General features: G+C 61.1%; 17 protein-coding genes. 12 read left to right on the forward strand and 5 right to left on the reverse strand.

Features of this window, described 5'->3' with window-relative positions; genetic code table 11:
• Position 1: 1 nt before the first annotated feature.
• Genes VL130_RS03815 through VL130_RS03830 form a run of 4 tightly spaced genes read right to left on the reverse strand, consistent with a single transcriptional unit; the run spans position 2 to position 3,721 of the window.
• The gene (locus VL130_RS03815; protein ID WP_325361392.1) at positions 2–559 is read right to left on the reverse strand and encodes a sugar O-acetyltransferase; all 558 of its coding nucleotides are present in this window, start codon (positions 557–559) and stop codon (positions 2–4) included.
• Positions 560–606: 47 nt separating this feature from the next.
• A complete protein-coding gene (locus VL130_RS03820; protein WP_325361394.1) occupies positions 607–1,722 on the reverse strand; it encodes a PA0069 family radical SAM protein in 1,116 nt (371 codons plus the stop codon).
• Between the two features lie 44 nt (positions 1,723–1,766).
• Positions 1,767–2,747 (reverse strand): hypothetical protein, encoded by a 981-nt coding sequence (locus tag VL130_RS03825; protein WP_325361397.1) that lies wholly within the window; start codon positions 2,745–2,747, stop codon positions 1,767–1,769.
• On the reverse strand, positions 2,744–3,721 hold the full coding sequence (locus VL130_RS03830; protein ID WP_325361399.1) for a glycosyltransferase family 2 protein: 978 nt from the start codon (positions 3,719–3,721) through the stop codon (positions 2,744–2,746). Before VL130_RS03830 ends, VL130_RS03825 begins: the two co-directional genes overlap by 4 nt.
• Before the next feature lie 218 nt (positions 3,722–3,939).
• Here VL130_RS03830 and VL130_RS03835 point away from each other — a divergent pair, with 218 nt between their 5' ends.
• The 7 genes from VL130_RS03835 to argF all read left to right on the forward strand — a co-directional run bounded on the left by VL130_RS03835 (position 3,940) and on the right by argF (position 9,228).
• Positions 3,940–4,371, forward strand: coding sequence for a hypothetical protein (locus VL130_RS03835; protein ID WP_325361401.1), 432 nt, complete (start codon positions 3,940–3,942; stop codon positions 4,369–4,371).
• A 14-nt stretch (positions 4,372–4,385) separates the two neighbouring features.
• Complete coding sequence (locus tag VL130_RS03840; protein WP_325361403.1) at positions 4,386–4,796, forward strand: hypothetical protein; 411 nt, start codon at positions 4,386–4,388, stop codon at positions 4,794–4,796.
• On the forward strand, positions 4,793–4,984 hold the full coding sequence (locus VL130_RS03845) for a helix-turn-helix transcriptional regulator (protein WP_325361405.1): 192 nt from the start codon (positions 4,793–4,795) through the stop codon (positions 4,982–4,984). The genes VL130_RS03840 and VL130_RS03845 overlap by 4 nt, the downstream gene beginning before the upstream one ends.
• A 17-nt stretch (positions 4,985–5,001) precedes the next feature.
• On the forward strand, positions 5,002–5,904 hold the full coding sequence (locus tag VL130_RS03850; RefSeq protein WP_325361407.1) for a TraB/GumN family protein: 903 nt from the start codon (positions 5,002–5,004) through the stop codon (positions 5,902–5,904).
• 79 nt (positions 5,905–5,983) lie between these two features.
• Positions 5,984–6,802 carry a TraB/GumN family protein gene (locus VL130_RS03855; protein WP_325361409.1) on the forward strand — a complete coding sequence of 273 codons (819 nt, stop codon included), beginning with the start codon at positions 5,984–5,986 and terminating at the stop codon, positions 6,800–6,802.
• 134 nt (positions 6,803–6,936) lie between these two features.
• The gene (locus VL130_RS03860; RefSeq protein ID WP_325361411.1) at positions 6,937–8,139 is read left to right on the forward strand and encodes an aspartate aminotransferase family protein; all 1,203 of its coding nucleotides are present in this window, start codon (positions 6,937–6,939) and stop codon (positions 8,137–8,139) included.
• 165 nt (positions 8,140–8,304) lie between these two features.
• Positions 8,305–9,228 carry an ornithine carbamoyltransferase gene (argF, locus tag VL130_RS03865; protein WP_325361413.1) on the forward strand — a complete coding sequence of 308 codons (924 nt, stop codon included), beginning with the start codon at positions 8,305–8,307 and terminating at the stop codon, positions 9,226–9,228.
• Between the two features lie 138 nt (positions 9,229–9,366).
• On the opposite strand, the gene VL130_RS03870 is transcribed toward argF, so the two are convergent.
• The gene (locus tag VL130_RS03870; protein WP_325361415.1) at positions 9,367–9,501 is read right to left on the reverse strand and encodes a hypothetical protein; all 135 of its coding nucleotides are present in this window, start codon (positions 9,499–9,501) and stop codon (positions 9,367–9,369) included.
• A gap of 302 nt (positions 9,502–9,803) precedes the next feature.
• On the opposite strand from VL130_RS03870, the gene VL130_RS03875 reads away from it, so the two are divergent.
• From VL130_RS03875 to hisC, 5 genes are all read left to right on the forward strand, one after another.
• Complete coding sequence (locus tag VL130_RS03875; protein WP_325361416.1) at positions 9,804–12,788, forward strand: hypothetical protein; 2,985 nt, start codon at positions 9,804–9,806, stop codon at positions 12,786–12,788.
• Positions 12,789–12,889: 101 nt separating this feature from the next.
• Positions 12,890–15,832 carry an ATP-dependent DNA helicase gene (locus VL130_RS03880; protein WP_414636206.1) on the forward strand — a complete coding sequence of 981 codons (2,943 nt, stop codon included), beginning with the start codon at positions 12,890–12,892 and terminating at the stop codon, positions 15,830–15,832.
• A gap of 233 nt (positions 15,833–16,065) precedes the next feature.
• On the forward strand, positions 16,066–17,184 hold the full coding sequence (locus VL130_RS03885; protein ID WP_325361418.1) for a DUF2125 domain-containing protein: 1,119 nt from the start codon (positions 16,066–16,068) through the stop codon (positions 17,182–17,184).
• A 96-nt stretch (positions 17,185–17,280) separates the two neighbouring features.
• Positions 17,281–18,072, forward strand: coding sequence for a chorismate mutase (locus VL130_RS03890; RefSeq protein WP_325361419.1), 792 nt, complete (start codon positions 17,281–17,283; stop codon positions 18,070–18,072).
• A gap of 15 nt (positions 18,073–18,087) precedes the next feature.
• Complete coding sequence (hisC, locus tag VL130_RS03895) at positions 18,088–19,182, forward strand: histidinol-phosphate transaminase (protein WP_325361420.1); 1,095 nt, start codon at positions 18,088–18,090, stop codon at positions 19,180–19,182.
• The last annotated feature ends 41 nt before the right edge of the window (positions 19,183–19,223 follow it).

A 19,223-nucleotide genomic window follows, 5' to 3' on the forward strand; every position in this document is an offset into this window, starting at 1 on the left:
GTCACGCAGCAATCGAACGGATAACCCGCGCCGGATTCCCGGCGACAAGTGTATCGGCAGGCACGTTCTTCGTGACGACGGAACCGGCGGCGACGACTGCATTTTCGCCCACGGTCACACCGCCGATGATCGTCACGCCGGCGGCGATCCAGACGTTTTTCCCGATCACGATTGGCTTTGCAATCACGCCGTCGCGCCGTCGGGAAGGCTCAATTGGATGGCTTGATGTGATGAGGCTGACATTCGGCCCGATCATCACGTCATCGCCGATATCGATTCCGCCCAGATCGTACAGGGTGCAGTTCTGGTTTATGAAGACATTGCGGCCAATACGGATATGCTCGCCGCCGGTCGTATAGAAGGGCGGGATCAGTGAAAAGCTGTCGTCCACCGGGGCGCCGATAAGATCGCTGAACACAGTTCGGATTTCTGTCGCATCGTCGAATGTCAAACGGTTGAGAATCGAGGTCATCGTCATGGCCCGTTTGACGCTGGCGACCATGGCCGCTGATTCCGGCGTCCGTCTGGCAATGATTTTGGTGCGATCGTCATTTGGCATCCGGTACTCCTTAAAGAACTTCAGCCTGAACCTACTTATCCGTCTCTTCAAAACAAACTCATTTGTGGGTCGCCGCCGCGAAACTGGCTGATATCGAGCGGGTGGCGGGGCTTGTCGAGCCCGTAGCGCTTGATGGCCAGTTTCAGGCGGCTCTGGATCAGGTCGGCATGGGGGCCGGTGCCGCGCATCCGGCTGCCGAATTCGGCATTATAGAGCTTGCCGCCGCGACATTCGCGGATGTGATTGAGCACCTTGTCGGCGCGATCGGGGAAATGGGCGCGCAGCCATTCCTCGAACAGGGTCTTGATCTCGTGCGGCAGGCGGATCAGTACGCCACCGGCCCGCGTAGCCCCCGCTTCGGCTGCCGCTTCCATGACCTTTTCGATCTCGTGATCGGTCAGGCCGGGAATAACCGGCGCCATCAGCACGCTCGTTGGGATGCCGGCGTCGGTCAGGGCGCGCACCGTATCGAGCCTTCGTGACGGCGTGGCGGCGCGCGGTTCCATGACGCGGGCCAGGTCGCGGTCAAGCGTGGTAATCGATAGGGTGGCCTTGAAGAGGTTCAGTTCCGCCATGGCGCTGAGGATATCGATATCGCGCTGGATCAGGGCCGATTTGGTGACGATATGGACCGGATGGCGGAATTCATGCAGAACCTCCAGAATGCCACGCGTCAGTTTTTCCGAACGCTCGGTCGGCTGGTAGGCGTCGGTATTGATGCCGAGTGCGATGGGAGCGGGGGTGTAATTGTGTGCCGACAGTTCCTGACGCAGGGCTTGGGTGGCATCCGGCTTGCGAAAGATGCGCGTTTCGAAATCCATGCCGGGCGACAGGTCGAGATAGGCGTGGGTCGGGCGGGCAAAGCAATAGATGCAGCCGTGTTCGCAGCCCTTGTAAGGGTTTATCGAGCGGTCGAATCCGACATCGGGCGAGGTATTGCGGGTGATGATGCGCCGGACGCTATCGACGCCGAGGATGGTGTGGCGCCGGGCTTTCGCCCAGTCCTCGCGCTCATGGTCGCTCCAACCGTCATCGATCTCGTAACGGTCGGCCACGCCGAAGCGATGGCTCGGCCGGTTGGACACCGACCCGCGCCCCTTGCGAGGCAGGTCGGGCAGGGCTTCGTTATCTTTCGTACGCGTATCTGGCGGGGGAGCGGGCATGGCCGCACCCTATACCCGAATAAGAACAAATCAAGAACAAAATATCAGGCGGCTTTTTCGCGCTTTCGGACGACGGGCGCAACAAACGGCCTGACGCCCTCATCGTAAATGATGGTTCCGGGGCGCTTTGGATCGAGCGAAAAGGCAGGCGTCAGCGGACTCTTGTGACCCTTGAAGCCGCCGCTGAACAGCTTGTAGGCGCGGGCGAAGGCGATCTTGAACGGCTCCAGTATCTTAGGCGATTTCGCCACGCTCGGATTGAGCCCGAACAGGCGACGCAGCAGGCCATTGGCATAGATGACATTGGCGTGCCACAGGGCGCGCGGCGTCATGAATTCGATGGAGAGGGACACATTGACCATATCGCCATTGACGATGCGATGCGGCGCGTTCTGCGGCCAGGTCAGCATTTCGCCCGGCTTGAGGTGGTGGACCAGCGCCTTGTCGTCGAAGGCGGTGTCATAGGGCAGGTTCTCGTCGCTTTCGCGCAGGGCGATGCCTTCGATCTGGCGGTCGGTGAAGAAGCCAGCGTCGGCGGGGTAAAGATAGACCTTTTTCACGCCGCGGATCTGCCACAGCATGACCATCGGCATATCGAGGTGATAGACGACATGGGCGTTGGGCGAGGAGATCAGCAGGCCGAGATCGGTCTTGAGATTATGTGTGCCGGTCTTTTCCGCCACCTCGGCGAAGATACGGTCACACAATTCGCCGACGGCTGGATCGGCATGGTTGACGCGGCGCAGATTGAGCCACAGGCGGCCGTGTTTCACGGCTTCCATCAGGGCGCGGCCATCCAGTTCGGTGCCGTCTTTCGTTGTCTTGCGGCCGAGATACCATTCGCCGAAAACCGTCTGGTCATAGCCCATGGTGAAGACCTCGACGCTGTCACGCGGATAGCGGTCGATGAGGGCGATCAGCGCCTCTTCGCTAAAGAGTTCGCTGGCCGCGATGCTGTGCGTGAACAGCAGGTTTTCCTTCGTGAAGGCGCGTTGCTTTTCCGGTGTCCAGTTGATCAGGGTCATGGCTTTATCTTCTTGTCTTTTTTGAGCAGTACCTGCCCGTAAAATTTCATCTTGAAGGGCGGGAACCACAGGGTCTTGCCGAGGCCGCGCGCCGCCTTATCGAGCACAAAGGCGCGGCGCGGATGGCGGAGAGCGAACAGGACAAGGCTCGCCAGGCCGAACACCGCGGCCTGGATCAGGCCTTGCGCCATCCAGCCGGCGCAGGCGAGATAGCGGCCATTGACGCCACTGGAATGACTTGGCCCCTGGCCGTAGGCGAAGCCGCGCTTCAGCGTGTACGCCAGGGTAGCGCGGGCGGGCGGCACGTCCTCGAAAACCGGCGCATCGGCGGCCCATGCCATGATGCGGCCCTCAGCCTTCATGGCGGTGAAGAGGATATCGTCTTCGCCGCCCATCTCATTCTGCAGCGTGCTGAAAGGCGTTTTCGAGGTGAGCGCGGATGTCTTCAGTAGGGAATTGCCGCAGCCATAATAGTGCGGCAGGATTTCCGATTGCGCGGGGCCAAAGCGCGAGAAGAAGTGTTCGTAATAGGGGCGGTTATGGCGCGTGTTTTCCGTCAGACGGGCGGTGACCGGGCCGAAAATAACATCAGCATTGAACAGCTTTTGTGCGGCCATCAGGTGGTTGAGCCAGCCCGCTGGCGCTTCTTCGTCGTCATCGAGAAAGGCGATGAAATCAGCCTGACAGGCGCTGACGGCGCTGTTGCGTGCATTGGCGACACCGGTTTGCGGTTCATGAATATAAATGACAGAAAAGGGTGCGGCAAAGGCTTCGACCTGAGCGCGCGCCGAGGCTTCGGGGCTGTTGTCGCAGACGATCAGGCTGAGGGCATGGGTGCCGGTTTGCGCCTTGATTGACCGCATCGCCGTTTCCAGCCCCTGCGGACGCCGGAAGGTCGGGATAATGACGCAGACGCTTTCGGGGCGTTTGATGGTTTTTTGGGACACAAAGGCCTGCGGACTGCTGTCGGGCATATGGGAAACGAAAGCCTTCGGGATTCGGAATGATCGAAAAAACCGAGACCTGCAAGGTCCGGGCCATGCCGCACTCTGCCGCAAAAGGGTAAATTTCAGGTGTGGCGGCAGGCTTAACGGTCGTTAACAGACAACTGTACATGACCTTTTGACAAGCGAGCTTGACAAGGTCTGTGCATATATGTAAAGCATCCTTGTCAGTTATCGGGAGGATGGTTATGGCTGGGTCCAAATGGAAATTCGCTGGTGGCATTTTCGTGCTGGCGCTGGTCGGTGGCCTGCTGGGCGGCTTCAATATGAGTTGGAGCCGGGAGGCGTCGTTCCCGCTCTACGGCGCTATCATAGATGTATGCGCCATGCCGGTCGTGATCATGCTCATCCTGTATGTGCGAAAACTGAAAGCGGCCTCGACCGACGAATTCAGTGTAGCCAAGAAGCGCTATGCCGCGCAGAACGGTTTTATAATCGGTTTCGCGCTCTTTCTGATCAGCGGCGTGTTTCCGATTTTCTTTCCCGACCTGTATCATCAGTTCATCGCCAGTCTTGATGGCGCACATGAAGGCTTTCTGATGGGACGCGTGACCGGTATGGCGCCGTTCGTGCTCGGCCTGCTGATCGGTCAGGTGAGCGCCTGGCTGAAATATCGCTGAGTATGGAGGGGAAAATGCGTGAACCCGAAAGTCGTCAAAGTCCGCCAGTGGACAGTTGGCTTGCCTTTGCCATCAGGTGCATAGGCGCTGTTGCTTTCTACATATTAAGCTTTTGTGCGCAGAACTATATGGATGACGTCAGTCGATCAATCGTCGTGCGTTGTTTAGCTGTCCTGGGCTATGTTTTTGGGTTAAGCATAGCCCTTATATGGCTATATCGATGGGCTAGGAGAGCCGATGAGTACCAGAGGCTACTGACCTTTCGCAATCTGGCCATGGCGTTGATATCCAGCATGGGCATATTCATCGCCATACATATTGTATATGTTTTTGATAATCCACCCAGCCATGATTGGCCAATCATGGGGATGCCGGCTTACGGAATCCTGTTTGCCGTCATAGGGTCGCGACCCAAGAAATCATGAAAAACCGTCTGAAAATTTTACGTGCCGAGCGCAACTGGTCACAGGCCGATCTGGCCGGGCGGCTGGCTGTGTCGCGTCAGACGGTCAACGCCATCGAGACGGAAAAATACGATCCGTCCCTGCCGCTGGCCTTTAAAATTGCCGAGCTGTTCGCTTTACGCATAGAAGATATTTTTACGCCCGTTTAGGGCCTTTGGGGGGCTGCATGATTTCCAGACTGAAAACCGGCCTGCTGGCCGCCGTACTGTTCGTCAGCGCCTTCGCGCCCATGGCGGCACCGGCAAAGGCACCCGAAGTGGCGGTCAAGCCGGCCATGTGGGTGATCAGGGACGCCGACTCGACCATCTACCTGCTGGGGTCGATCCACGTCATGAAACCGGACACGGTCTGGCTGACACCGGCGATCCAGAGCCGGTTCGACAGCGCCGAAGATGTCTGGTTCGAGATTCCTGACCTCGATGACAAGGCCGCCGCGGCTCCGATGGCGCAGAAATATATGTTCGATCCCATTGGCGATATGAGCGCAGGCCTGACACCGGAAGAAGTCGCCGGGGTCGATGCGTTGCTGAAACCGATGGGGCTGAATACGGCGGCGCTGAAAGCCATGCGCAAATGGGCGGTCGGGCTGATCATTACCCTCCAGCAGATCAACAGCCTGGGCTACACGACCGAAACCGGCGTCGATGTCACCCTCATGAAGCAGGCCCGCGCGAAGACAAAAACGGTTCATGGTTTCGAGACGATGGAATCGCAGATGCAGGCCCTGGTGCCCGATAATGAAGCCGATGAACTGACCGCCTTGCGCACCACGCTGAAAGACATAGACACCATGCCGCAGGACATCGGCGATTTGTTCGCCGCCTGGGAGCGGGGCGATGCGGAAGCGCTCAACCATCTGATGATCGACAAGATGCAGGCGGAAGATCCGAAAAGCTATCAGCGCCTGATCGTTCAGCGCAACGCCGCCTGGGCGCCGCAGATCGAGGATATCCTCGCCGGCAAGGGCACGGTTTTCATCACCGTCGGGGCGGGGCATCTGGTCGGGCCGGACAGCGTGATCGCCATGCTGAAAACGCACGGCATTGCCGCCGAGCGCGTAGCGTACTGACTGTCCCGATCTGAAAGGTTAAGTCTGGCCCAAAGCTTGCAGTTGTCCGTCTCAGGTATGTTTCAACCGGAGATCGGCAATGCGGGTAATTCCTTACGCGGACGGTGCTTTCGCCAAGAAGAGAAAGCGGTCGTCCCGCTGGCTGGTCGAGGCGGGTATCATCATGGGCGCGGCTGTCGGCATCGCCATTGTCGTGCCGCCGCTCGGCATGTGGTGGCATCGTTCGCATAATTCCGACGCGACCGTCGTGGCTTTTTCAGCTGCCGCCGATCCGGACGCCGCCGAAGCTCTGGCCGGCCCGACCGGATCGCCCCTCCTGTGGGTCATGAAGACCGGCGATTCCACCGTCTATCTGTTTGGTGGTTTCAACAGCGCGGACAACATCGCCTCCGGCTGGATGGATCAGCGCCTGTTCAAGGCTTTTGACAATGCCGATACGGTCGTCTTCGAGGTCGGCGCCTACCCCGATGCCCTGCCGGCGGACAAGGTGACGCTGCGCCCGGACGCCGCGCTTTTCCAACGCGCCACGGCGCTGAGAAAGATGACGCTCGGTCTCGATGGCGGCGCCGAAGCGGGGCGCGTTACCGCCGAAGGCGTGACCGATGACGGTTTTGTCCTGCCGGCTGACGCCTGGCGGAACGGAGACCAGAAAGTCCTGACCGACACCCTGGCCCTGCTGGCCGAGGCCGATCCGGCGGGCTATGACAGCCTGATCGTGCAGCGTAACCGCGCCTGGCTGCGGGCGATCGAAAAAGCGCTGAGTGAAAAGGGCACGACCTTCGTTACGGTCGGGGCGACGCATCTCATCGGTCCGGATGGACTGGTGGCGCAATTGCGCGGTCACGCTTACCCGGTCACGCGGCTAGATTTCGTGGCCAAACCGGTGATAGCGGGCTGACCAGCGCCTGTGAATATCATTGACAATACGGCGATTATTCGACAAAAGGCCCGCCTAAGCCCCCAACAGCTTAGACGCCTTCTTTCCCTTGCGTAATATGCGCAGGGTTTTTCGCCGTTTTTTGGGGTAATACCATGGCTCAGTCGGAAGATCATTTGTTCGGTGTGTATGCGCGGGCGCCTATCGAGGTGGAACGCGGTGAAGGCAGCCGACTGTATGACCGATCGGGCCGTGAATATCTCGATTTCGTGCAGGGTATCGCCGTCAATGGTCTGGGCCACGCCAACCCGATCCTGATCGACGCCATGACTGCACAGGCGAAGAAGCTGTGGCACGTCTCGAACATTTTCCGTATCCCCGGCCAGGACGAACTGGCCGGCAAACTGTGCGATGCCTCCTTTGCCGATCAGGTGTTCTTTACGAATTCGGGCACCGAGGCGATCGAGTGCGCCCTCAAGCTGGCGCGCAAATATCATGCCTCCAGGGGCCATGACGAACGCATCGACATCATCGGCTTCCAGGGCGCCTTTCACGGCCGCACCTATGCCGCCGTGACCGCCGCCGGCAACCAGACCTATCTCGACGGTTTTGGCCCGCGCCTGCCGGGCTTCGTCAATGTCTCGCTCGATGACCACGACGCCATCCGCGCGGCGGCCGAGGCCCCGACCGCGGCAGCCATTCTGGTCGAGCCGGTGCAGGGGGAAGGTGGCGCACGCGCCCTGACCGACGCCGAACTGCATATGCTGCGCGACCTGTGTGACGCCAACGGTCTGCTGCTGATCTTCGATGAAATCCAGTGCGGCATGGGGCGGACCGGCAAGCTGTGGGCCTATGAGCATTCCGGTGTGGCGCCTGATGTCATGTGCATCGCCAAGGCGCTGGGCGGTGGTTTCCCGATCGGCGCCTGTCTGGCCACGCGTGAGGCGGCCTCCGGCATGGTGGTCGGTTCGCACGGCTCGACCTTCGGTGGCAATCCGCTGGCCATGGCGGTCGGGATCGCGGCTTTCGATGAAATTTCGAAGCCGGCACTGCTGGAAAATGTCGTCAAGGTGTCGGGTTATCTCAAGCAGCAGCTTGAAGGACTGAAGCAGGCTTATCCGGACATGATTGTGGATGTGCGCGGCAAGGGCCTTCTGGTCGGCATCAAGCTCAAGCCGAACAACCGCGAAATGATGGCCCTGGCGCGTGATAACGGCCTGCTGGTGGCCGGCGGTGGTGAAAACTGCATCCGCCTGCTGCCGGCGCTGAACATCACCGAGGCCGATGCCCGCGAAGCGCTCGACCGTCTGGAAAAGACGTTCGTGGCTACCCGTGAAAAGGCCAAAGAAACCGCATAACGCAACCATTTTCGTCTCCTCCATTTATGGGGGAGGTGGCGCGGCGCTTGCGCCGTGACGGAAGGGGCAATTCCATCGTCTCTTAGCCCCTTCCACCATCGCTTGCGATGGTCCCCCCTCCCCGTAAACGGGGTGGGCGAAGGAAAAAAATCTCAGGAGTCCTCCATGACCCGTCATTTTCTCGATATTTCCGACCTGACCAGCGAAGAGTTGCGCACCATCGTCGATGACGCTCACGCCCGCAAGCGCCTGCGCCGCGATTGGCCCAAGGGCAAGCCCGACGCCGATGTCCCGGCGAAGGATCGCGTGCTGGCGATGATCTTCCAGAAGAACTCGACACGCACGCGATTCAGCTTCGATGCCGCCATTCGTCAGCTTGGCGGTCAGGCCATCATCTCGACTGCGAACGACATGCAGCTTGGCCGTGGCGAACCGATCGAGGATACCGCCAAGGTGCTGTCGCGCATGGTTGACGCCATCATGATCCGCGCCAACGCGCATGACGACGTGCTGCGCCTGGCCGCGGCCGCCACCGTGCCGGTGATCAACGGCCTGACCGACGCCTCGCACCCGTGCCAGATCATCGCCGATATACAGACGATCGAGGAGCATCGCGGCGCCATCGAGGGCAAGACCCTGGCCTGGATCAGTGACGGCAACAATGTCTGCAACAGCCTGATCCATGCGGCGGCGCGTTTCAATTTTACGCTGAAGATCGCCTGCCCGGCGGCTTACAAGCCATCACAGGCCGCCATGGTCTTCGCCTCGGAAACGCGCGCCCATGTGACGGTGACTCAAAGTCCGGAAGAGGCCGTGCGCGGCGCCGATGTCGTGCTGGCCGATACCTGGGTCAGCATGGGCGATCTCGATCACGAGGAGCGCCTGGCGGCTTTCCACGACTATCAGGTCAATGCCGGGCTGATGAAACTGGCCAAGGACAATGCGCTGTTCCTGCACTGCCTGCCCGCCCACCGGGGCGAAGAGGTGACGGATGATGTCATCGACGGTCCGCAGTCGGTGATCTGGGACGAGGCCGAAAACCGCATTCATGCACAAAAGGCCATACTCGCCTGGTGCTTCGCCGGTTAGTCAAATCGCGGTCTTGGCCGATTGCGTCGCAGTCGTCGCTCGCAGGTACAATCTTACCCGCATCGTCTGGCCGGCTGGCACTCGACGCAAGTCTCACGATTTTACAGCGCCTGCGTAGTGTTAAAGAGCAGGCAGAACTTAATAGCGAGTCGGCGGCTTGGTCTGGATGCCCACAAGGTTGAGCAGGTGGACGATCAGGAACAGGGTCGCTGTGAAAAACAGCAGCATCAGGAGACTCCACGGCACCATGCGCGGGCCCTTGTGCGGGTTCATCGGCCGGGTGCCCATATATCCGAACAATGCGGTAAAAAGGCCGCAGACAATCGTGAGAATCACGGTAAGGGGTAAGGTGAGTTCCATCCGCCGCATATGTCGCGGAATGGCGTCGCGGGCAAGATGGCGGGCGATTTTATCGCGCTTTTCCGCCTGACTGTGGCATTTCCCGCATCCGGTATATGGGGTTCGCCAGTTTTCCCCAGAAGATTAACGCCTCGCCATATATAGTGGTTAACAAGGTGTTTACACCCCACATAATGTTGTCTACGCTCGCCACCTGACGAAGTTAGGGGAATCGCATGAGCGCGAACGCACCGTGGAGTGTGAAGGGTATTGACGCCAGGGCGCGCGAAGTCGCCAAGGATCTGGCGCGTCGCTCAGGCATGACTCTCGGTGAATGGCTGAACCAGATGATTCTCGAAGGTGAGGATGTCGGCGCCCTGATCAGCCACGAAAGATCCCGCACCGAACGGCCCGCCTATCGTGATCCCTATAATGAACCCGAAATGGGAGGCCGCATGGCCCAACAGCCCCGCAAACCAGCCGCCCCCTATTCACCGGCGGCCAGGCCCTTAAGCTCGCATGATCTGCGCCGCAAATCGATCTTTGCCGAACGCCCGGTCTATGACGACGGCTACACCGCCGAGGAAGCGCGTTATGAAGCCGCCTCCAGCGACCTTAGCCGCGTCGCCCGCGCTTTGGAAACGCTCGGTGCGCGCATGGAAACTTCCGAAGCGCGGTCGGCCACCGCCGTGCGTGGCGTTTCCCATGCCGTCGAATCGGTGCTGAGCCGGCTGGAACAAAACGAAGCCGCCCTCGACGCCACGCGGGCCGAAGTGCAGGGGCGCGGCGAAGACAATCACGGCCTGTTCGCTGAGCGGCTTGAGCAGGCCGAACGCCTGATCGACGCCCAGGCCGAGCGCCTCGAAGGCCTCTCCGGTCATGTCCGTGAGGCGCGTGAGCGCGCCGCCAGAATCGAGCAGGATCTGGCGTCGCCGCAGGTGCATGAAGCCGTCCACGCCGTCGAAGGCGCGCTCGGCAAGCTGGCCAATCAACTGTATGAAGGCGAGGCCCGCGCCCGTGACAGCCTGACCGGCGTGCGTGAGGATATGGTCGGTCTGTCGCACCGTCTGTCGCAAATGGAGATGCGTGACCCGGACCGGGCGGCGCAGGGCCTGATCGACAAGGTGGTGGCGCAACTGGCGCACCGCCTCGACGCCGCCGAAGCCAATACCACCGGCGCGATCCGCACATTGGAGCAGGCGTTCAAGACGCTCGAAGGCCGCATGAACCATGTGGAAGAGGGCGGCGACGTCACCGATCCCGAAACCATGAAGTCGCTGACCGGCCTGGCCGCCGACCTGTCGCGTCGCGTCGAGGAATCGCGTCAGGACCTGTTCAGCGCCCTGCACACCGGCAAGCAGGAAACCATCGAACTGGCGGTCAAGGTCGTCGGTGAACGGATCGAGCAGTCGGAAAAGCGCTCCGCCGGCGCCATCGAGCGCATGGGCCAGGACGTGCTGCGCATCGCCGATAATCTCAACCGCCGCATGTCGGGCGTCGAAAGCAGCAGCCATGATGGCCTGACTCGCGTCAGCCGCGATGTCCAGCGCATCGCCGATACGGTTGAAGGGCGCTTCAACCGCGTCGAAGGCAGCCACGCTCAGGCGCTGGAACGCCTCGGCGGCGAGATCGCTCGTATTTCCGAGCGCCTGAGCGGCAAGATGGCGGAATCCGAACGCCGCGCGGCGGAAGTCGTGGGCGCGGTAGGCGAACAATTCGAACGCCAGCGCACGGATCTGTCCGACCGTATCCGCGCCAGTGAGGAACGCACGGCGAAGCTGCTGGAAGAGACCCGCGCCCGTATCGATTCGCGCCTGGCCAAGGTGCAGACGGAGAGTCTGCTGGCCGAAACCGTGGCGAAACCGGCCCCGCATGATGATGATATCAATGGCGGCCTGCCTAATCCGTTCGCCGCCGTGCCGCAGGAAAAGCCTGAACCGGCGGCGGAAGTTGCGCCTGCTTTGCGGGAAGAAGAGGCTGACCTGACCGGCCGTCTGCTCGATCTGGGGAGTTTCGGCGAGCCGGATTTCAAGCCCGATTTCGATCCATTCGAGGAAGATGACCTGGAAGCCGAACTGGTGATGAACGCACCGCTGACGGCGGCTGCCCCGCGCATCAAGACGCCGCTTCCGGTTCTGGAAGAAGAAGACGACAGCGATCCGTTCGCCGATATCGAAGTGTCGCGCAAGACGGCGCCGCGTCATGCTGTGCACATGGAAAGCATTCCGCAACAGCCGATGATCAGTGAAGAGATTCCGGTCGCGCGCAATCCGTTCGATGATGAGGATGATGCGGATTTTGGCGCGACGCCAGTGTCGGTATCGACGCGTGACGCCCTGGCCGCAGCCCGCGCCGCCGTCCGCGCCAGCATCGAAGGCAATGACGACCGCAAGTCGCGCGGACTGAGCCTTGGGGGCGGTTTGGGTCTGCTGAAAGCCGGCCCGTCGCGCGCCAAAGATGTCAAGCCGGAAACGCCCAAGACCAAGGGCGGCAGTACCTTCCTCAATGCCGTGAAGGCCTCGTCCATCGCCGTGGGCGTGGTGGCGGTCGGCGCCGCCGGCTGGGTAGTCACCAACAAGCTGGCCAATGACCAGAAGGCTCCGGCGCCGATCGCCGCCTCGGCGCTGACGGTCAGCGCACCGACGGTGCAGGATCAGCAGCTTCTCAAAACGCGCTATGATCTCGCGCTCCAGGCTTTGAAGGCCCGTGATCCGAAGTCGGTCGATCTGATGAAGGTCGTCGCCAATCAGGGCTATGCGCCGGCGCAATACATGCTGGGCACGATTTACGCCGGCAAGGACAATCTGGTCGAGGTCAACAAGACCGAAGCGCGCGCCTGGATCAAACGTGCGGCCGAAGGCGGCGTGCCGGACGCCATGAACCAGTACGGCTATATGTTCTATAATGGCGAAGGCGGGGCGCAGGATCGCCCGACGGCGGCGCTATGGTTCCGCAAGGCGGCTGAACGCGGCGTGGTCGACGGCCAGTTTAATCTGGCCCAGCTCTACCAGACCGGCAAGGGCGTGCCGCTCAATCCGAGCGAGGCCTACAAGTGGATGAAGATCGCCGCCAATAACGGCGCAGATGGGGCGAAGGCCTATGCCGCCGATCTCGGTGCGCAACTAAGCGACGAACAACGCGCCCGCTCCGATGATGCGGCGGCGCGCTTCACCCCGATCAGCGATGGCGCGGCGGTGGCCGGTTCGGAATCGGCTGGCTGATCCCGATCTGTGATTTGACCCGTTACGCCCCCGCAGCAGAACCGCGGGGGCATAATTTTCACAGTTTGTTCCTTTTAATCCGGTGCGGCGCACGTTAAGCTTTGGCCGTGAGTGAAGACGTAACCCTGAAGTCCCCTGAAACGCCTATTGGGACGCCTGTCTGGTGGCGTGACCACGCGCCGAAGATGGCGCTGGGCTATTCGCCGGTGCGCGCCTGCATACAGGGGGATGACGGCCGCGATCTGCTGCCCAATGAACTGCGCGAACTGTGGGGCCGTGACAACCTGATCGTCGCCAATGCGGCGCTGGTCCGCACCCGTCTGTTCGGCAATCGTACTCACCGTGAGGCGAAGCATTTCGATGTGCTCGAACTGTTCGCCTTTGTGCGTCCGGCACAGTTTTGCGCGCCATCGGCGGCTGGCCTGGCCCTGGCCTTCGGCTTTCCCGAACCACAGACACCGGAAGCGCAGGCGCGGGTGCTGTTCGATGTCGTTTCCAGCCTGTGCGATGAACTGAAAAGCGCGCCGCTCGGTTTCCGGCTGGTGGCGCAATCGGGCGTGCGGCTGATGGAAAAGCAAGGCTGGCCCTGGGCGCCGCTGTTGCAGGCCGTGCTCGACCAGAGCCAGATTCCGGCCGACTATATTCCGCCGCCGGCGCTGGATGTCTGGACCCTGCTGGAGGAGTGGGAGGACCAGCCGCCCGAAGGCCAGGCCCGCGCCGTATCGCTATCGGACGAAGAGGTGGGCGAGGCGCTTGATGCTGACTTGGCGCGCGCCGGGCTGGATGAACGCCGGCCGGAACAACGTGAATTCGCCATGAAGGCCAAGGATATTTTCGCGCCGAAATTCATGAAAGATCAGCCGAACATGTTGCTGGCCGAGGCCGGCACAGGCGTGGGCAAGACGCTGGGTTACCTGGCGCCGGCCCATGCCTGGGCGCGCAAGGCGCAGGGCCAGGTTTGGGTCTCAACCTTCACGAAAGCCTTGCAAAAGCAGATATATAACGACACCCGCGCCCTGTTCGACAGCGCCAATGAGCGCGCCGAGCATGTGGTGGTGCGTAAAGGTAGAGAGAACTATCTGTGCCTGCTCAATTTCCAGGAACGGCTGAACGGCGCGCACAGCCAGCCGGAGATCATCATGGCGGTGCTGATGGCGCGCTGGGTGCTCTATAGCCGCGATGGCGATATATTGAGCGGCGATTTCCCGACCTGGTTGCCGTCGCTTTTGCCGCCGACTTCACCGGCGCATGTTTTCCAGACCCTGACGCCACAGGCTTTGGTCGATCGCCGGGGCGAATGTACCTATGCCGCCTGTCCGCATTATCGCGTCTGCTTTATCGAAAAGTCGGTACGCAAGGCGAAGTCGGCGACTCTGGTGATCGCCAACCACGCTCTGGTCATGGCGCAGGCGGCCTATGACCTGCGTGACGTCGCCCGCGCCGAAATGGAGGCCGAACTGAATGGCGAGGACATGGCCGAGGAACACGCCATGCCCGCCCTGTCACGGCTGATCTTTGACGAAGGCCACCACGTTTTCGAGGCGGCGGACAGCGCCTTCGCCACGCGGCTTTCCGGGCTGGAGGCGTTTGAATTGCGGCGCTGGATTCGGGGTAATGAAGGCCGGTCGCGGCGGGGGCGGGGACTGGAAGCGCGGCTCGGTGATCTGTTGTCGGGCGATGATACCTCGAAGACCGCCATGCAGGAGCTGGTGCGCGCGGCGGCGCTCCTGCCAGCGGAGGGGTTTTCGCAACGTATCACCGTGCGTACACAGGATGGCGGCGGGCTTGATCCGGTCGGGCCGATCGAGGCGCTGCTGGTCGAAGTCTACAGGCAGATCGATGTGCGCCTCGGTGAAGTGCGCGTCCGCTCGCGGTTTTCACAGGACGCTGAGCAGGGTGGCGAATGCGAGGCTCATCCCTGCCTCGAAAGCGTGGCCCTGGCGGCCAAGACGGCGGCGCGCGCTTTGGCGGCGATCGAAGCGCCGCTACTGGCATTGGTGCGGGCGCTGGAAGATCGTTTGAGTAACGGTAAGGAAGATATCGAGCCCGCTGACCGTATTCGCATCGAGGGCGCTCTGCGCGGGCTGGAACGCCGGGCGCGGATGCTGCTGCCGGCGTGGCGGTCGCTGCTGCAACAACTGACGCTCGGCGATGAACCGACGCCCGAAGGCGCGCAGACCATCGACTGGTTCTCGACCGAGGTGATCCGCGGCCGCGTAGTCGATGTCTGCCTCAACCGCCACTATGTCGATCCGTCTTTGCCGCTGGCCGAATATGTGCTGAAACCGGCGCATGGCGTGCTGGTCGCCTCGGCCACGCTCAGCGATGGCGCCAAGGATGGCGAAACAGACATTTTCGCGCTCGCCCGCCAGCGCACCGGCGCCAACCATCTGGTCATGGGGGCAAAGGCCATCCGCGTCGCTTCGCCGTTCGATTATGCTTCGCAGGCCCGGTTGTTCGTCATGACCGATGTCAGCCGCGAGGATACCCGCTCGGTGGCTGCCGCCATGCAGGCGCTTTTTATCGCGGCGAAGGGCGGCGCGCTGGGGCTTTTCACCGCTATCCGCCGTCTGCGCGCCGTCTATGACCAGATCAACAAGCCCTTGGGTGAGCAGGGCCTGTCGCTCTACGCCCAGCATGTCGATCCGCTCGATGTCTCGGATTTGATCAGTGTCTTCCGCGCCGAGCACCATTCGTGTCTGCTGGGCACGGACGCGGTGCGAGATGGCGTCGATGTGCCGGGGCAGGCGCTGCGGCTGATCGCCTTCGACCGGATACCATGGCCGCGACCGGACACGCTGCACCGCGCGCGCCGCCAGCATTTCGGGGCGAAGCTCTATGATGACGCCTTGACCCGTGGTAAGCTGGCCCAGGCTTTCGGCCGCCTGATCCGTCGCAAGGACGACAAGGGCGTGTTTGTTATGCTCGATTCCGCCGCCCCGACGCGGCTGTTCTCCGGTCTGCCGGAAGGGGTTCTGGTGCAGCGTTGCACGCTGGCGGAAGCGATTACGGCGATTGAGTTGTTCCTCTTTCCAGCAATTTAAGAACTGGCCGAATTGACTTTGTGAAGACCGGCGTGTTTGGTTAATGCAATGGCGGTTTTCTTCGCCTCCCCTGTTTACGGGGGAGGTGGCATTGAGCGCAGCGAAATGACGGAGGGGGCAATTCCACAGCCTTAAGCCCCTCCCACCATCGCAAGCGATGGTCCCCCCTCCCCGTAAACGGGGCGGGCGAAGTATTTGGGACTGCCAGTGGTATATAATCCGAGGACCTCACCGTGACAGACGACCTGACCTTGCCCGCCAAGCCGCAAAAGAAAGCCAGCCGTTGGGGTCTGTTCGGGCCGGTGCTCCTGCTGGCCATTATCTGCGCGGCGTGGAGCGGTTACTGGTTCTATACCGCCCAGCGCATCCAGACACAGGTGCTGCAACATCAGAAAGTCCTGATCGCTGCCGGCTATCAGGCCAGTTTCGACCCGATCCGGGTGACGGGCTTTCCCTATCGCATGGTGATCGATTTCCACCGCCTTAACATTATTTCGCCGTCGGGGAAGGGCCTTTCGGCGCCGGAGGTGCGTGCCGAGGCCTATGCCTATGCGCTCGATGACTGGGTGGCGGAGGCGCCGCAGGGCCTGACCCTCTATCGCGGCCGGACCGGCGGGATAGACCGTGGCAAGGTCTCGGTCATGGGCACGCAGTTGCGCGCCAGCGCCTTCAACCTGTCGAAACCGGTTCCGACTGTCGCCATTGAAGGCGATGATCTGATCCTGGCGGCTTCGGATGCCGGTTATCCCCTGCCGTTCACCACGGCGAAAGCGCTGGAATTCCATTTGCGGCCGACCGCGAATGTAGCCGACAGCGCCGATATCATGCTCAATTTCACCGGTGCGCAGGGCCAGCCGAAAAGCCTCGCCGGCGACTTCGGATCAGCCAGGGCGCTATCCATGCAGGTCGAAGGCGCTATCAGCCATGTCTCCACCATCCGCGACGTCGGCATTGCCAGCGCCTGGGCTGCCAAAGGCGGGCAGGTGTCGGCTTTCCGGCTGAAACTGGTGCAGGGTGGATTGACGCCACTGCCGACAGGCACCTTCACCACGGGCTGTCAGGGCGGTAATGCGGGCGGCGACCTGAATGTCTGCGCCAGCAGTGATCTCCTGACCCCGGAGGCTACGGGACACGTCAACGGCAAACTGAATATCGAGATGGCAGGCACATTCAACCCGATCGATGTGCTTGGCGCTTTGAACCTCATTTCGCCGGATAACATGACCATCGCCAGGCCCTTGCTCAACATGACCCTGGCGACGCAGGGCACACAGACATTCACGGTCGAATTCCATGACGGCGGGGCCTATATCGGGCCGCTGAAAGTTTCAGATGCACCTATACTGCCGTAATACTGCCTATGTGCGCTTTTTGGCCCAAACAAGACTTGTGATGGCTTTATTACCGGCCTAAAGTCAGGTTCCTATCGTTTAATGGGATCTGGTTTATTGAGTACTCTTGCCGACCTTCGCACTCAGATTGACGCCCTCGATGCTGAATTGCTGCGCCTCGTCGATGCCCGCGCTGCGCTTGGCAAGGCCATAGGCGAGGCCAAGGCCAGCGAAGGGAACGCGAACGCGCAGGTCTCGCTGCTGCGCCCGGACCGTGAAGCCATGCTGATCCGCAAGCTGCTGGCCATGCCGCGCCAGGCTGCCAGCGAGAACGTGGTGGTGCGTATCTGGCGTGAGCTGATTTCCGAAAACCTGCGTATTCAGGGGGCCTCCAATGGGGGCCTTCATTTGAATCTGAGCACCGCCGAGCACTCGAAAGAGGTGCTGGTGTGGGCGCGCGAACGCTTCGGTTTCGCGCCGTCTTTCGGCTATGTCAATGATGCGACGGCGGCGATCCAGGCGGCGCGCGATGTCCGCCATATCTCTGTGTTGTCACTTGATCCGCGTGGCGGCGCGTGGTGGGCGCGTCTGCTGGCCGAACCGAAGGTGCGTATTATCGCCGCACTCCCCGAATTATCGAGCGCCCGGCCGCACGCCGTGGCGCTCGCTTCGATTCAGCCAGAGCCTACCGGCGACGACATGACCTTCTGGGTCAGTGATTCCGCCGAACACGAAAACAAGATCATAGACGCACTCGGCCAGCGCGGTTTCGCCGCAGAATGGCTTTGCACGGCGCAGGGATTAAAGCTATTTGGTCTCATCGGCTATGTGCAGGAGCATGACGAACGGCTGGTGACGAAAACGCTTGGCAGCCTGTCGGGCATTATCGGCGCGGCGCCCAGAATATAAAGCAAGAGACCTCCCATGACCAAGACCGCTCCTGCCCCGAAGGCGGGCATACTGGATATCGCCCCCTATGTCGGTGGCAAGTCGAAGATCGAGGGCGTGGCCGAACCGATCAAGCTGTCGTCTAACGAGAACGCATTGGGCTGTTCGGTCAAGGCGATCGAGGCCTATGAAGCCGCCAAGGTGAAGCTGTTCCGTTACCCGGATGGCCATGCCGCGCCATTACGCGTCGCCGTCGCCGAATATCACGATCTGGAGCCGGAGCGGTTGGTGTTCGGCAATGGCTCGGATGAGGTGTTCGCCCTGCTGAATCAGGTCTATCTCGAAGCCGGTGACAATATCGTCACCGGTGAGCATGGTTTCCTCGCCTATCGCATTTCGGCGCTCGCCTGCCAGGCCGAGGTGAAACTGGCCGAGGAACCGGATCAGCGTGTTTCCATCGACAAGCTGCTGGAACTGGTCGATGAGAAGACCAGGATCGTCTACATCTCCAATCCGGCCAATCCGACCGGCACCTGGAATACTCAGGAAGAGATCGCCGACCTGCGCGCCAGGCTCGATCCATCCATCCTGCTGTGTATCGATGAGGCCTATGCCGAGTTTGTCGATGAACCGACCTGGGAAACGGCGTTTCCGATGGCGCGCGATCATGACAACATGGTCGTCACGCGGACCTTCTCGAAAATCCACGGACTGGCCGGCCTGCGCATCGGTTTTGGTTATTGCCCGGTCGATGTGATTGCCGCCATCGACCGTATCCGCCTGCCGTTCAACGCCAACCTGCCGGCGCAATATGCGGCCGTGGCGGCGTTGTCGGATGCCGTTCACATCGAGGCGTCGCGCCAGCAGATCCTCAACTGGCATCCGCGTTTGCGTCAGGCCATCAGCGGTTTGGGCTTTGAGATACGCAAGAGTATTGGCAATTTCGTACTGATCTATTTCAGGGATGCGGCGGAAGCGGCGCGGGCCAATGAATTCCTGATGTCGCAGGGGATCATCATCCGTCATGTAGCGAATTACGGCCTGCCGCAATGTTTGCGTATCACCATCGGCAAGGATGAGGAAAACCAGGCGTTCCTTGAAGCGCTGGGTAAGTTCGCGGACCAAAGATAAGCAAGGCCCCCTACCACCAAAGCGTTTTTGCGTATTGGTGG

This window comes from Asticcacaulis sp., assembly GCF_035497195.1.
Lineage (GTDB): Bacteria > Pseudomonadota > Alphaproteobacteria > Caulobacterales > Caulobacteraceae > Asticcacaulis.

What these genes read in the sequence shown, in the direction of transcription:
- VL130_RS03815 (WP_325361392.1), bottom strand. Translation starts at nt 559, where the DNA reads ATGCCAAATGACGATCGCACCAAAATCATTGCCAGACGGACGCCGGAA.
- VL130_RS03820 (WP_325361394.1), bottom strand. Translation starts at nt 1,722, where the DNA reads ATGCCCGCTCCCCCGCCAGATACGCGTACGAAAGATAACGAAGCCCTG.
- VL130_RS03825 (WP_325361397.1), bottom strand. Translation starts at nt 2,747, where the DNA reads ATGACCCTGATCAACTGGACACCGGAAAAGCAACGCGCCTTCACGAAG.
- VL130_RS03830 (WP_325361399.1), bottom strand. Translation starts at nt 3,721, where the DNA reads ATGCCCGACAGCAGTCCGCAGGCCTTTGTGTCCCAAAAAACCATCAAA.
- VL130_RS03835 (WP_325361401.1), top strand. Translation starts at nt 3,940, where the DNA reads ATGGCTGGGTCCAAATGGAAATTCGCTGGTGGCATTTTCGTGCTGGCG.
- VL130_RS03840 (WP_325361403.1), top strand. Translation starts at nt 4,386, where the DNA reads ATGCGTGAACCCGAAAGTCGTCAAAGTCCGCCAGTGGACAGTTGGCTT.
- VL130_RS03845 (WP_325361405.1), top strand. Translation starts at nt 4,793, where the DNA reads ATGAAAAACCGTCTGAAAATTTTACGTGCCGAGCGCAACTGGTCACAG.
- VL130_RS03850 (WP_325361407.1), top strand. Translation starts at nt 5,002, where the DNA reads ATGATTTCCAGACTGAAAACCGGCCTGCTGGCCGCCGTACTGTTCGTC.
- VL130_RS03855 (WP_325361409.1), top strand. Translation starts at nt 5,984, where the DNA reads ATGCGGGTAATTCCTTACGCGGACGGTGCTTTCGCCAAGAAGAGAAAG.
- VL130_RS03860 (WP_325361411.1), top strand. Translation starts at nt 6,937, where the DNA reads ATGGCTCAGTCGGAAGATCATTTGTTCGGTGTGTATGCGCGGGCGCCT.
- argF (WP_325361413.1), top strand. Translation starts at nt 8,305, where the DNA reads ATGACCCGTCATTTTCTCGATATTTCCGACCTGACCAGCGAAGAGTTG.
- VL130_RS03870 (WP_325361415.1), bottom strand. Translation starts at nt 9,501, where the DNA reads ATGAACCCGCACAAGGGCCCGCGCATGGTGCCGTGGAGTCTCCTGATG.
- VL130_RS03875 (WP_325361416.1), top strand. Translation starts at nt 9,804, where the DNA reads ATGAGCGCGAACGCACCGTGGAGTGTGAAGGGTATTGACGCCAGGGCG.
- hisC (WP_325361420.1), top strand. Translation starts at nt 18,088, where the DNA reads ATGACCAAGACCGCTCCTGCCCCGAAGGCGGGCATACTGGATATCGCC.